We start from the raw sequence: 14,436 nt of genomic DNA, 5'->3' as shown, positions 1-14,436 counted from the left end.
TTTTTGGTTTTATGGGTAGAAAAATGGCTTTATCCATAGGCATATCAACTACATGTTAAAGCCATTTTTTTACTCATAAAAGCAATGCAAACACTACCAATTTATACGGTTTGTTGCTAAAACCATTGATAAGTTCTTATGTGAACAAAATATTTTTGTTAATAATTAAAGTTGAATCGAAGCGATGATTGGGGTTTGTGAAGGACGGTTTTTTGAGCGGCTGGGTGATGCGATGGGAGCTGCTCAAAAAGTTGTCCTGGAGCAAACCCCTTGCGCGTTGGGTGTGCGGCTGTTTTACATAAATGATATTATAACTTCATTGCAAAAACAAAAAACAATATAAAAGCTTTGTAATGAATTATAATGCTCAATTATGTAACACAGCTTGGGGAAAGTTTTTGTTGCCCTACCATTAAATTTTCTTTTGAATCGTAAACGTTCTAGGGCGTACAAAAACTTTTGGAGCGTTGGCAAAGGAGTGGCAATTGGAATGTAAATCGTCTGTTTTAAAATAAACGTTATTAAAAACTATTATAGTGAAGAATATCTTTGTAACAAATTAAGTTTTGATTTTGCATAAAAAAAATGCTTGTCTTTTTACAACAAGCATTCTCAACATTAACCTTAAATAAAAAATAGTAATTCAAACATCTTTGGATAGAAACACATCTTAAATAAATATTTATGGTGTGTTGTTAAAGATTAGTGTTTATTGTTCTTTTTTTTCAGTCATTTCCATTCCACATTTAGGGCATTCTCCTTTGGTATCAGAGGTTGTGCCATCCATAGGACAAACATATCTTGTTGCAATTTTACTTTTAGGCTGACTTCCTTTTAGCGGATGGGTATCTATTTTTTCGGTTATTTTTACCATTCCCGTTCCACATTTAGAACATTTTCCTTCAGTTTCAGAAGTTGAACCATCCATAGGACAAACGTATTTTGTTACAGTTTTACTCATAGGTTGACTCCCTTTTAGAGCGTGGGTACCTATTTTTTCGGTGGTTTTAACCATTTTCATTGTACATTTAGAACATTTCCCAGGTTTATCAGAAGTTGATCCGTCCATTGGACAAACATATTTAGTTACCGTTTTACTCATAGGTTGACTCCCTTTTAGAGCGTGGGTATCTATTTTTTCTGTAGTTTTTGTCAATTCCATTCCACATTTTGGACATTTTCCAGAGTTTGGATTCATTTCGTCAGGATGTGCAGGGCAAATGTAAATTGTTTTTTGTTCGCCCTTTTTTGTAGCTGTTTGCGCTATTGCTGTTGAACTAAATGCAAAAAATGCACTTAATACTATAATTATTGTTTTCATCTTTTTATTATTTTAATGATTTCATTGTATGATAATTTTATAATTGAATTGGTTAAACAAGAACAAAATGACATCATAGCAAAGCCATCATTTTGAAATTGAAATTAACCGATAAAATAAATGATTTGGAATAGAATAATTAGTATCAATTAGATACAATTATGGCTATCCGATTTGGAATTTAGCTTATTTTGGGTATAAGCCAAAGAGAATTGAAACCAGAAGAAATTGAGGTTTCATAATTGTAAAATTTTTGTTTTTCTGAAGAGAAATTAAAAGGATTGCTATTAAATTTCAATTCATTAATAGTAATAAAGGTTTTGCAAGAAATAATACAAACGCATTTAGAATGGTTACATTTTCCCTTACATCCTTCGTGGTCATTCGTTTTGGAATAATGATTGCTTTTGCAACAATCATCTTTATCTATTTTTGAGGAAGTTTCTTTTGTAGCAGAATGTTTTGTGGAATTATTTTCACAAGCAAAAGAACTACTTGGCATCAATAAGAAACCAAATAATACGATTACTATAATGCGAAACTTATTCATTTTGAGGTTAATTTATATCAAAATTAATTAAATTATATTGATTGCTTGCTAACAACGTGTTAAAAGAATATACAAACATTAGATTTTTTCTTAAAAAGTTAGTGATATTAATTCCGGAAGTTGAAAAATTAAATGTTTTTTCAAAATCAATTTGATTTTTACCCTCGAACGAAAAAGATATTCTCGTTATTAGAAATGTAATTAACGAAATGAAGCAAACAAAGACTTGAGTTTAGGAATACTTGGACTAAATGAAAGTTTTGTGTAGCTGAATGAGATAATGGGTTATTAAAAATGATTTATTTATTCACTTACTTATTCACTTACTTTTGGATAAATATAATGTAAAATCCAAACCCCGCCTTTTGTGCCTTCACGTTCTAATAGGCCTTCTTTTTTAAGGATTTCTAAATTTTTATCAATGGCAGATGCACTAAAATCAGTCAATTCCTGTAGAGTAGATTTTTTTACTGCTAAATTTTCGTGAATGGCTTTTAAAATTATAATTTGTTTTTCTGATAAATTATTCACCCACTTATTCACCCACATTTCGAAATCAAAAGGTCTTCTGAAAGTTACTGTAAACATTCCATCTGTATTAAATTCAGGAGGAGTTAATCCTTCATCTTTCATTAAATCACGCATTCTGCTGATGCCGGAACCAATCTGTTCAACTAATCGCATTCTTTCGAATAATCCAAAAATTAAAGGATTTCTGCTGGAACTTTTTTTGCCAAATTCATTTTTTGCAATGGAACTTACTAATCCGCCAGGGTTTGTAATCTCAACACGATCATTAAATAATTCAATTGTAATTCGTCCGCCTTTGTCGTAATAATCTCTATGAGCTAGTGAATTTATGACGGCTTCTTTGAAAACAGTTTCTGGAATTTCCCATAATTCTTTTCTCGCTTTACCACCTTCATTTTCAATATCATATCGTACATTTAGTTTAGATTTAAGCCAAATCATACTTTGTTGATATTGTTGAAATAGTGTACCTGCCATTATTTTATCATCAATAATGTATCTTTTATCTAAACCATCAAAAGCTACGCAGCGAATAACTGCTTTTTCAAAAAAGCGTTCTGGTTCTTTGGCAAAAAATAAAACGGCACCATTCTTTAAATAACCTTCATTACTGATTAATTTCAAATTGCTAAAAACTTGTTCGTCGGAGGTATTGTTTACCAATCCTGCTTCAAATCTGAATGTGTCAATATTTTCTTTTGGAATATCTTTTTTGATGTCAATTTCTTTGCAAGAAGCTTCGTCAAAATATATTTTTTCAGCTTGCTGAAAAAAGTTTCTCATTTCTTCAACCGTTGTAAGTTTTTGAGAATTTGGACCTTGGCGCACATAAATTGCACCTGATAAAACATAAGGTTTGTTTTGACCATACGGCACTTCAATAACTGCAACATTATTACCTTCAACATCAACAATGTAGAATTCGCATTGTAATGGTGGTGAAATTTCCCCAATAGAGTTTTGTATTGCTGAACGTTTGGAATTATCGATAGTAACTCCTTTTATTATATTCTTATCATCAACACCAATTAGCACAACACCTCCAGAAGCATTTGCAAAAGCGCATACTTCTTCGGTAATACTTTTTAGATTGGTTGGCAGTCTTTCTTTGAATTCGGCATTAAATCCTTCTCCAGAGCTTACTATTGATTTTATTTCGGTTGGGTTGAGCATATATTACAAATTATAAAACAAAGAAATTAAAAAATAACGATATAAACTAAACTTCGTTTGGGACTAATTTCAGTTCTAATAAATCTTCTATTTTCAATATTTCAGCGTATTTTTTTAAAGAACCAATTTGAATTTTTATAGGTTTCATTCCATAGTCTTCAACATAAAATCTAAACTCTTTTTGATATTCAAATTCTAAAGGTTTTTCAAATAATGTGATTTCACGATTAACCTCTTCTTTATCATAATAATCTACAAAATCATAATTGAATTTATAATTGTTCTTTTTTAATTCTTTCTTGATTTTTTTGAAGAAATAAGGAAGATCTTTTATTATCAAACAATGTGTCCCAAATCGTAAATTTCTTTTATCAAATTCAAAATCTAATGGATTAGGAAATCCTTTTGACGATATTGTATACAATGAATAAATATTTCCAATAACTTCTTTATGAGCTTCTCTCAAGTGCATTTTTATATAATTGAATTCTCTATCGATTCCGGGTATTTTAAAAGTACCGGGTAATGAATTGATGATTCTTGAAACTCCCTCATATTTATCGCCTCGTAACTCTTCATCTTCTACTTTACGGAAGTATTCTATAGTATTCATATAAATAGTGCCATTTTCGAATAAATCGAGAATATTTTCTTCGCTACCTAATTTTAAAAATAATTTTATTGTGTGTTCCATTTGATTGTACTTTGTTATAAACTATTGAGAACTACCATCTTTTTTCATTATTTCTCCAAGTGACTTTTGAAATTCTGGAGAACGTTCAATATCAAGAATTTTTCTAGTCTCATTTATTGAATTCAATAATTCTTCATTTTTTGTTTCATAACCAACTTTTAATTCTAAATAAGTAATAGCTATATCAAAAACTGATTTAGTTACTTGAACCTGTTTACTATGAGAAATACCTGTATGACAATAATTCACGAAATGTTCACAATTAAAATCATTTGGAAAATATATCGCATTTGCTTTTGATTTTGCTCTTTGTAAAATAAGTTGACTTGAAAAAGGATTGTTAATATACACTTCGACTTTAAAATTATTCTGACTATTTAAAAAGTCTTCAAAGGTTATACATTCGACACCATTAACATTGTTTTCTATCATCCATAATACGTTGTTTTTATCAAAACCATAAACTATTGCATAATGCTTATAAATTCCAAGTGTGTTCATTACTGGACGAGAAAACATTGAACCTGTTAAGCCTGTTTTACTATTAAATACAAAACTATTATTCATTAATTCAGGTAAATTATTGAGTTTATATGTTTTGTTTTTTCGGTTGATTTTTGCCATAAACAGTAATTAATTTTAAATTTTAAGATTGAATGTTTTTAAATAAATTAATCTTGTTAATTACTTCTTCCTCTTTATTTTTAATTCCTTCGTGCTGATATAGACTTAAAACAATCGTATACATTTGCAAGAGATAATCACTGTTATTAAGGTTAATATCTTCTAATGTTTTTATTGCCATTTCTTGATTGGTTATAGCTTGTCCAATATCATTTTTGTATAGATAAAGTTGTGATAATTGGTTGTAGTATGCAGATAAATAAAAATCATTTCGTTTTAGAATGTTAAGTGATTTATGTAATTTAATTCCCCCGCACAACAGCTCAATAGCTTTATCATAATCTCCTGCAATTTTATATGAATCTGCAAGAATTCGATATTCAATTCCTAATTGTTGTCCGTCAAAATAATTGTATCTTCTCCTTATTTCTTGTACTTCCTTGAATACATTCATTGCGTTTATTAAATCCTTGCTTTTTAAATGAATATTTGAAATGTTGTTTAAAATCGTTATTACTATATCAACCCATTTTGACTCCTCCTTTTTGAAAATAACTAAAGCTTTTTTGAAATAAATAATTGCATTTTTAAAATCTTCATTATAAGCAAATGACAATGCCAAATTGTTATATATTACCGCTAAATTGGGATCATTTGAACCAAGATATTTTTGAGCTCTTAATGCTAAATTATTCCATCGAAGATTGTGTTCGTTTCCTATGCCAATATCAATAAAAAACCGGTAGGAATATAAAAGTTCATTTTCTAACATCAAAAGCGGTTGATAGACACTCTTTCTATATTCTTCTTTTATAGAATTTAATATTGATTCGGCGTATTTTAAAAATCTAATAGAATTTGAAGGTTGATTTTGCCCTTCTTTTATTCTAGCTGTAAGCCAAACGATATAAAAAAGACAATTAATGAATGGGTTAAATTCTTTTCTTGAATTATAAATAATAATTTCTCTAATGATTCTGTGAATATTTATTCTTTTGCGATCAGAAGAGTATTCAACTAAACCTTTTTTCTCTAGAGAATTTATTATGTTTCCAATAGTTATTTTGTTTTCATCGTAAAAATCAATACCATTTATTAAAATAATATCTTCAATGTAGATATTACTTGATGGTAGTAATGCTAAATATTCAATATAATTTCTTTCTTCTGAATTAAGATTATTAAGGCTAAACTTTTTAAGTAAAAAATTGAATATTCTTATAACTTCATTTTCGTCATTAACTTCAATGTCAATATTAAAATCATTGTCATCTAATTTTTGGTCTTTTAGTAGATTAAAAAAAGTATTTAATGTTAAATCAATACTGTTTTCAATTGTTTTCGCAGTCAATTCAATTACTAATACATTGTAATCGATGTACTCGAAGTATTCAATTAGTAAACTATTATCAATTTCTTCTTTACTATAGTTTGACGTAAATATTTTTTTAGCATATTCAAAACTTATTCTAGGCAATTTAAAAGAAGTGAAATTTTTAATATGACTTCTAGTAAGTATTATTTTTTCCCAATTTGTTATAGTTGCGATTAATTTTAATTCAGTATTATCAATTTCAGACTGTTGTATATCAACAATGAGTAAATTGTGACCTTCAATTTTATTTATATCATTTAAGATTAACTTAAATTTATTTATATCATCACTTTTAATAAATTCAACTCCCAAATTTTTTTGTAAAACTTCATCAAAAGAAAAAGCATAGCTAATAGAATTCTCAACACTAACCCAAATAATATGATCATAATCGGTAAATGTTTTCAAGTATTTTTTTGCAAATGAAGTTTTACCCATTCCTCCTTCAGCAAATATTGAAATTGTTTTTTTTACTCTAAGATTGGCATTTATATCTACTATAAAATCATCCCAACCTAGTATTTCAGTAGAATTTATATCAGGAATAAAAGTTAATTCCTTTGGGATTTTTGTTTTACTAAAATCAGTAAAATTGTTTTTTAATATGTTTATTTCTTCATCTTGTTGCCCTAATTTTATTTGAATATGTTGGATGTCATTTTGGATTTGTTCTATTTCAATTCGTAATAATTTAGTAAACTTCTTATCGATGATTTTTTTCAACTCATCATCTGTCTGTTCTAAAATTATTGATATTGTTTCATTAGTTACACATCTATCATCCTTATTCGTGTTTTGAGATTTTTTATAAATTTCGCTCAATAATACACTAAAAAGTAAAGCTGATGGTTTGTTGTTGAATTTTAAATTTGACAATAATAAATCAATATCTTTTCTTATTGAAATTATTGATTCTTCGGGTGAAATGCTATTAAATTCCCAAATTATATTTCTAACAAATTCTTCTATATCGGTATTTTGGATGTACTTTTTAAAAGATTCGGAAGCAGACTTAATTTCAGTTTTCTGAATTTCAGTAATTTTATTTTGAAGCTTTTTATTTTTTCGAACCTTAATTTCTTTAATTAAAATTTCTTTGATTTTTTCCTTACATAGTTTATATAGTTCATTATCATTTAATTCTGGATTCGCTGACCATTTATCTAATAATTTTTCTCTTGGGGCAATTTTTGTATTTGTTGAAAAACAGAATTTAATATTTTCATTTGAACTATTATATTTCAAATAAAGTAGCCAAAAATTAAATATTGAATTTTTAATTTCTTCTGAATTAAAGCTGAAATTTGAAGAATAACATTTTATTTGTGTAAAAATTAATTCTTGTCCTACTTCTTTAATATCATTATCAACTTCTGTATATGTTACAATGTTTTTATCTTCAACAAAATTTTGAATCCATTTTTTTAAGACAGATAAATATTGATAATAAAATCCTCGATTGGTAGCAACTGCATCAGTATTGACATCGAATGTGTTCAGAATCTGTTCTAACATTTATAAATTATATTTTTTTATAAATGTAGGTATTTTTGACTTTATTCCCTTTTATCATTAATATTCCTTTCAAATCCAATCAAATTAATCATTTCCCTTAATCTGCTACGTACCCGATTTCCATAAACATTCTCAATTTCAGAAGCCGAAAGGTTTGTCGTTATATGTGTTTGGATTTTCTTGCTTGTGAAAATATCATAACGACTTAATAGAATTTCAGCCATAACATTGCATTCATTTCCGTAGTATTTTAGATTGTTTTCAGTTCCTAAATCGTCAAAGCATATTGTTTTCGGTTCTGATTCATATAGTTTGCCTTTGCTGTATTTATGGATGATCTGGTATCCGTCCTGGATAAATTCAAAGCTTATGTCTCGGCAAGGTTTTACGAAAAACTTATGTTCTGTAGACGTCAGGTGTTTCATTAAATTCATCAGTGATGTTTTGCCACAGCCGACTGGGCCAGAAAGTAAAATTCCTTTGTTGAGGTTGATGTTGTATTGAAAACAAGTTACTTCGTCTTTGACGAAATAAGCAATGAGTTTGTAAATTATGGGATGATCACTATCAAGGATTTTGAAATGATTACCGTATAATTCGATACCTTTTTTTTCGAGCCAAAGGATTATTTCAGTATAGCTATAATGGCTCTGAATAATCTTTGTCTGTTCCTGTGTTGAGATGTTTTGCTCTGTTGGATTGTGGTTCATTTGAAATGAATTTAGGTGCGTTTAATATCCAATTTTGTGCTGATGCCTGCCAATCGATCATCGGGGTTTTGCCACCAACTAACCAACCATTGCTGGAAAAGTAATTGAAAAATTTAATAGCTTCAAGTTCCGGAAAGTGTTGTTCGAAAAAATAAGCTTTGACATTTTCAATTATTGGTATTGACTCTTTTTCTTTTTTGGCGGAACTTTTTTCTTTTTCTTCAGCAGCCTCGTTTTTTAAAAAACGATCATCATTTTCATTTTTTTTTGCTTGCTCGTCCAAGTTTACAATCTTTAAATCGTTTGAAATGTTTGGTATGTTTGTATTGTTTATATAAGATACCAGAGCTTGTTCAGTACCTGTTTCATTAGTTGTATTACTACTAGTATAAAGCTTGTTCACTGCTTGTTCATTAACTAGTTCAAAAACAGGTTCATTTTTTGGTATTGTAATTTTTTCGCTTTTTGGAATTGGCTTTAAATCGTCTGAAAAATTGAATAAATAAACGTGGCTTCCTTTGAAGGGATTATAAGATGGTTCATAGTTGATATAACCGAGTGAATGCAAGTTTTTCAAGCACTTATGATAGGTTGCTTTAGAACTGATTTTACTGATACGCATTACCTCATCGCGAGAGATACTGATTGGATTTTTGAACCGATTACAATTCCAGAACTGAAACAAGGACATATACAAACTAACGTGTGTTGGATTGAGTGTTCTGTCAGTTGCCACTTTCTCGAAAAATCCTGTTAGATGCTTTATGTAATTCATCGTACCAGCCATTTTGGATTGAATAAGGTGACTGTTGCATCCACTTTATTTTCATCTAACATTTTTATTAAATCACTGTATGCGTAATAAATAATTCCGCCGATTTTGGTGTAAGATAATGTTCCGTTGATACGGAGATTTTGCAAAGTGCCTGAAGAGATGTTTAGCATCTTTCTGACTTCAGAAGATTTGAGCCACTGTTTGGATTGTTCTGGTTTGGTTTGCAGTATTTCTTTTAAATCTGCTAAAAGTAGTGTTCTGAATTCGTTTAAATCTTCGCGGGTAATAACTTCAATTGCCATAACGTGAGGTTTTTAGATTGTTATGGAACAAAATTGTAAGTTTAGATTGAAATAAAATCACAACGGGGTTCGCGTTGTGAACGATTTTATCTAAAAATGAACAAATGAGTTTTTAAATTGGCTCATCGGAATTATTCATTCTATTTTCTAAAATCTCTTTCAGGTTGTCAATAAATTTTGTCCTATCGCTTTTTCTTGCCCTGATTTCAAGGAAAGTTCGACGGTATTGTCCTAAATCAATATCGAAAACCATTTCAAAATATTCTGCGATATCTTTCAAATCAGAAGTACCATTGTTAAATGTTCCTTTGGATTGTAAGGCATATAATAATTCAATTAATGCCACTTTTGAACCAGTCCAAGTTTGTTTTACGTTGTGATTGCGTTGTGATTTTTCTATAATTCCATTGCTGTTAATTTCTAGTAATTTGCTTTCTAAATATACTTGTACTAAATCGTGAGCCAAGATTTTTGCCACTTTGAAATCGTGCGAGGTTGCAAAATTATGATCAACTTCGAAAAAGAAACTATCAATTGTCAGTTTTATATCAAAATTACCTCGAACAAAATATTTGAAGTCTAAATAATTATTTCCTGTTCTGTAATATCCATAAAAGTCTAAATTATTGTCGAAATAACGCTTCAATTTCTCAAGTTCATTGTTAAGATATTTCTTTACAACTCGTTCACCACCATAAGGCTTTTTAGTCTCAATTTTGTAAATAATATTATAATAAATAAGTTTTGCGGTAAACTTTGGTTTTATGTTTTTGAAAAAATCTATTTCTTGTTCTTGGTTTTTGATCTTTTCTTTAAGAAACAATGTTTTAAGTTTTTTAACTGATTTAATTGTTATTTCAATTGCTTTTTCACATCGTTTAATGGTATCATCAATTTCTAAATCAATAAAATTTAATTGTTCATTGAGATCGGAAAAGAGTAAGTTTATCTTTTGATACACTATGACCTTCTTTTAAATAAGTCAAATTCAAAACTGAATATGTCAAGTATGTTTTTGTGGTTTAAAGCCGGATAGCATAAGTAAAAACCTTCTTCTAATAATCTTGTCTGAAAAGTCGTGGAAGAAGAACCACAAATACTAAGATTATTGATAACAATAAACTTTAAATTATCGTTTGTTACTTTTATACTGAAATATCCATACAAATTATCCTTGTATTCTACTGATAAAATTTCGAATATAAAATTCGTTAATACGCCTTGTTTGTCTGAGCAGTACCCTATATTTCCTAAACGTTCATTTTTTATTATTGCCATAATTACCGGGTGATTTTGGGTTTATAACTTTGATAATTAATCTTATTTAGATTTCATACTTATGCAGGTGCTATTTGAAAAATTTTAAAAGAAATTCATAAAAGTTGGTTTGATAACAATTCCTATTCTCATCATATTTACTTCTTTATTATACTCTAAAAGATTTTCGCCATATCCGTGAAATCCCTGTAACATTATATATAAATTTGAAGATTGAACTGGCTTGAAAAACAATTGTGTTTCAATTGAACCTTTCCAGTCCCATGAAGTTCCCTTCTTTAAAATAATTTTAGCATACAGTTTTTGAGGAAAAAATATATAAGTAAATCCTATATCCCCATATCCGATATACTTAAATAAATCCGGATTATCAGTTTTATAACTAAACGGAATTACAGCCTTTGTTTCAATAAGTAACCTGGAGTTAATTTCAGCACTCCAATTTAGTGATATAAAATTCCAACTTCGGGAATAAATACTGTCTTTTCCGTTGGATTCGTGTTCCAACATTATGGAATAATATCCTAATCTCCCTTTTTTGTTCATATAAGGTTTAATTAATCCAATTCCTGGATTAAAATTTATATCACCGAATGGGCTTGACTTTTGGTAAATATCCCAAAAAGACTTTTGGGTATAGGTTAAATATGCATAAACATTATCAAACACAGGTTTTTCATCTATTCTATATTTAAAACTAATTTGAAATTTAGCATCTGAATTATTTATCGTTGGGTTCTCTTTAAATGCTGTGCCTGTTATGAAATAATTGTCTTTATACATACTAAAATTAGGCTGGCTTAAAAAAATTTTGGTTGCTTTTGATTTATTAATGGAGTCATTATTCTGTGCATTTGCATAAAAAAATATACAAACGACAAAAGTTATAGTTAAAAATTTTGTTTTAAAAACGTCCATATTTTATTGAATTATTTCTTTATCTTTTTACTTCAGATATTTTATTTTTTACTGCATTCTTTCTAATTTCATTGAATTTGAATTTTGCACAATTTCAACTACTAAGATTGTATAATTATTTGTTGTCAATGTCGTTTTTAAAAGACTTTATTTGAATTTGCAATCCTTTAGGGCTTAGTAAACTGTACAGGAAATAATTATTGATACATTTAATTTGATCGTGTATGCATAAAGATGATCCAGATTCATTCATTAGATTATGTAAAAAGTTGAAAAATATTTCAATTGAAAAATTTTCATCCGGTACATCGTTGAAAATGTTTTGAGAACGACCTTTGTAAATTATTTTTTGTATATTACTTTTTAAAGTAATCATTTCAAAATGAGTTATTAAATCATAAATATTCCTGAAATTAGATTTTGTTTCAAGAATAAATTTTGGAGTAAGTACCGAATAAATTTTTTCGATGGCATTGAATATAAATTCTATACTTTCAAAAATATTTTCTGTATAATTTAATTTTTCAAATCCTAAAGTGTTTTCAAAGAAAGTCGTTAAAACAATTTTATGTATTAGGAATTCTTTTGTTTCAAAATTCTTATAGATGGTTTTTTTTGAAATTTTACACTCAGCAGCAATCATATCCATTGAAATTGCTTTTATTCCCTCCCTGGCAAATAATTCACCTGCCTTTGTTAGTATTATTTTATCTATATCAAAATGACTATGTGTCATACTTCATTATCATTTAACTTTTAAACAGGTAATTACTCTAGTCATCAGGAATTTTTTAGCAACAACTTTTATCCTATTACTGTTTTCAATTTTTATAGTTACATCGAGTGTAATGTCTTTGTCGGCTGGATTCAGAATACCTGAAAAAAAATTTTCATCCTGATCATAAACCATTTTTTTAAAAATGGTTTTCCCATAATATTTATCTGTTGGATCACTTATCTTTCCATAATAGGCACCATCACTACCCAAATAAAATTCAACAGAAAGTTTCGGATCTTTTTCCCCTTTCCATTTGCCAATTAAGATTTTAGAATCCTGATTAATTGTCTGAAAACACATTAGTGACAAAACACTAATTGCAAGCATAATTTTTTTTGCTAACATATCTATTATATTTTTTTATTGTTAACCCTATGAAATGAATAACCGGGTATGAGTTAATACAAAAACTTTCTTTTTACCGGAACTGAAAATTCTATATTAATTTTATTGCCTACCTTTTTTGACATCCCTTCTAAATTGCCCACCTTATAATCAACCCTGTTTACGCTAAATTTTCCTTTAAAAACATTGTTGGAAAAAGTGAATGGAATTTCAATTTTCTTCGTAATTCCATGCATCGTTAAATTGCCCTTTGTCAAATAACCTGTATCGGTTTTGGTAATTTCACCAGAAACAAAGTTGATAGTTGGATACATGTCGGTGCCAAACCATTTTTCTCCTTTGGCGATCTTATTTTTAATCCAGTTTCCAGTAGCAATTGAATTGACTTCTACATTTACCGAGAAGTTAGAATTTTGCAAATCTGTTGCGTCAAAATTTATCGTTCCGGAAAATTTTTCAAACTTTCCGTCTATATCGTCTCCGGAAAATTTAACAATACCCCCTTCAGCTATTTTCCACCCGATGGCTTTAGTAACAGCCAGACATGTTAACGATAAAAGTAATATCGCCACTGTTATTTTAATTTTTGTCATGATGATACTGTTTAGAATTTAGAAAATGATTTATGGATGACTTATTAATTTGTTTCGGGACCAAACTCTTCATATAAAGCTGGTAGTATATTGGCCAGATGGGTATATTCTTCTAAATTGTGAAAGGCCAGCTCTTTCAATATATTTACGGGGACTGGTGTTTGACTCCAAAAACGGCTTCTTAACTCTATGCCACCTCCTTCTAGTTTTCTGGCTATATGAACCATTTTATTATCTGTATCACCACAAAAAGCCGTTTCTGCTCCCTGATAAAACCTTTCCTTGTCAAACCCCATATCAAATGGAGAAATAAACCCTATTTCGATTTTCATAGGACCAACACCAATATCTTCGTTTACGACATTTTTAGTTCCCCAGGGTCTTTCATGCATGGGAATATCTGTATTGAGCAGGTGATTACGGTTTACATCATCTACAACCACACTGTAATGAGCCTTTGGGTTCCAGACCTTATACCTCAAACTGTCTAACGGATGCCAGCAAAACCACCAATCTAGCATATTGGCAGTAACATTTGGCATTTGAACAATAGAAGACAAGTATCCATCTCCATTAGGGAAAACACAATAGCCAATTTCAGAATCGAGATAACCGGGTTTCAGTAAATCATTCAAACGCTCAAACGGCAAAGCTAATGATGGATCAATAGGACCTTTGGCAAGTATATCTATATGCTCCTGTCTGGGTTTTGCCATAGGTATCTCAAAATACCTGGCTAAACGTTTTCCTTTTTCTTCCTGAGAAAGAATTTGAGCGGAAACCACTTTGCCACTAAGTGTAGTTACTTTCTCTTTTTTAGAAAGTTGATGTTTTATTTCAATACGGGCATCTAATACATTTTTGCCCATTTTTACCAGATTAATGATTTTTTTTAACATTTATTCTTGTTTTTAGGTTAAATTGAATGAGGTGTTTTTTATATCGACTAACTAC

At 29.1% G+C, this 14,436-nt stretch carries 15 protein-coding genes; all 15 read right to left on the bottom strand.

All coding sequences use genetic code 11. The features are described from left to right. Positions 1 to 709: 709 nt before the first annotated feature. The 15 genes from GWR14_RS04940 to GWR14_RS04870 all read right to left on the bottom strand — a co-directional run bounded on the left by GWR14_RS04940 (position 710) and on the right by GWR14_RS04870 (position 14,381). A complete protein-coding gene (locus GWR14_RS04940; protein ID WP_163407912.1) occupies positions 710 to 1,321 on the bottom strand; it encodes a heavy metal-binding domain-containing protein in 612 nt (203 codons plus the stop codon). Between the two features lie 865 nt (positions 1,322 to 2,186). Continuing rightward, positions 2,187 to 3,575, bottom strand: coding sequence for an ATP-binding protein (locus GWR14_RS04935; RefSeq protein ID WP_163407911.1), 1,389 nt, complete (start codon positions 3,573 to 3,575; stop codon positions 2,187 to 2,189). 46 nt (positions 3,576 to 3,621) lie between these two features. Continuing rightward, a complete protein-coding gene (locus GWR14_RS04930; RefSeq protein ID WP_163407910.1) occupies positions 3,622 to 4,269 on the bottom strand; it encodes a hypothetical protein in 648 nt (215 codons plus the stop codon). Positions 4,270 to 4,290: 21 nt separating this feature from the next. Continuing rightward, complete coding sequence (locus GWR14_RS04925; protein WP_163407909.1) at positions 4,291 to 4,893, bottom strand: C40 family peptidase; 603 nt, start codon at positions 4,891 to 4,893, stop codon at positions 4,291 to 4,293. A 22-nt stretch (positions 4,894 to 4,915) separates the two neighbouring features. Then, a complete protein-coding gene (locus tag GWR14_RS04920) occupies positions 4,916 to 7,783 on the bottom strand; it encodes a tetratricopeptide repeat protein (protein ID WP_163407908.1) in 2,868 nt (955 codons plus the stop codon). Positions 7,784 to 7,824: 41 nt separating this feature from the next. Further along, positions 7,825 to 8,493 carry an AAA family ATPase gene (locus GWR14_RS04915; RefSeq protein ID WP_163407907.1) on the bottom strand — a complete coding sequence of 223 codons (669 nt, stop codon included), beginning with the start codon at positions 8,491 to 8,493 and terminating at the stop codon, positions 7,825 to 7,827. Continuing rightward, positions 8,423 to 9,268 carry a transcriptional regulator gene (locus GWR14_RS04910; protein WP_163407906.1) on the bottom strand — a complete coding sequence of 282 codons (846 nt, stop codon included), beginning with the start codon at positions 9,266 to 9,268 and terminating at the stop codon, positions 8,423 to 8,425. Before GWR14_RS04910 ends, GWR14_RS04915 begins: the two co-directional genes overlap by 71 nt. Beyond that, the gene (locus tag GWR14_RS04905) at positions 9,265 to 9,570 is read right to left on the bottom strand and encodes a helix-turn-helix domain-containing protein (protein WP_163407905.1); all 306 of its coding nucleotides are present in this window, start codon (positions 9,568 to 9,570) and stop codon (positions 9,265 to 9,267) included. Before GWR14_RS04905 ends, GWR14_RS04910 begins: the two co-directional genes overlap by 4 nt. 112 nt (positions 9,571 to 9,682) lie before the next feature. Beyond that, a complete protein-coding gene (locus GWR14_RS04900) occupies positions 9,683 to 10,531 on the bottom strand; it encodes an RteC domain-containing protein (RefSeq protein ID WP_163407904.1) in 849 nt (282 codons plus the stop codon). Next, positions 10,531 to 10,848, bottom strand: a complete 318-nt coding sequence (locus GWR14_RS04895) for a hypothetical protein (RefSeq protein WP_163407903.1) — start codon at positions 10,846 to 10,848, stop codon at positions 10,531 to 10,533. Before GWR14_RS04895 ends, GWR14_RS04900 begins: the two co-directional genes overlap by 1 nt. A gap of 84 nt (positions 10,849 to 10,932) precedes the next feature. Then, entirely contained in the window at positions 10,933 to 11,766 is an 834-nt protein-coding gene (locus GWR14_RS04890; protein WP_163407902.1) for a phospholipase A, read from the bottom strand. A 115-nt stretch (positions 11,767 to 11,881) separates the two neighbouring features. Next, positions 11,882 to 12,502 carry a TetR/AcrR family transcriptional regulator gene (locus tag GWR14_RS04885; RefSeq protein ID WP_163407901.1) on the bottom strand — a complete coding sequence of 207 codons (621 nt, stop codon included), beginning with the start codon at positions 12,500 to 12,502 and terminating at the stop codon, positions 11,882 to 11,884. Positions 12,503 to 12,511: 9 nt separating this feature from the next. Next, positions 12,512 to 12,889, bottom strand: a complete 378-nt coding sequence (locus GWR14_RS04880) for a hypothetical protein (RefSeq protein ID WP_163407900.1) — start codon at positions 12,887 to 12,889, stop codon at positions 12,512 to 12,514. Positions 12,890 to 12,942: 53 nt separating this feature from the next. Then, the gene (locus tag GWR14_RS04875) at positions 12,943 to 13,482 is read right to left on the bottom strand and encodes a YceI family protein (RefSeq protein ID WP_163407899.1); all 540 of its coding nucleotides are present in this window, start codon (positions 13,480 to 13,482) and stop codon (positions 12,943 to 12,945) included. 44 nt (positions 13,483 to 13,526) lie between these two features. Then, positions 13,527 to 14,381 (bottom strand): DAPG hydrolase family protein, encoded by an 855-nt coding sequence (locus tag GWR14_RS04870; RefSeq protein ID WP_163408056.1) that lies wholly within the window; start codon positions 14,379 to 14,381, stop codon positions 13,527 to 13,529. Between the last annotated feature and the right edge of the window lie 55 nt (positions 14,382 to 14,436).

It is taken from the genome of Flavobacterium ajazii (assembly GCF_010614725.1).
GTDB classification, from domain to species: domain Bacteria; phylum Bacteroidota; class Bacteroidia; order Flavobacteriales; family Flavobacteriaceae; genus Flavobacterium; species Flavobacterium ajazii.
Note: the sequence above shows the minus strand (reverse complement) of the source record. Positions and strands in the feature narration are given on the sequence as shown.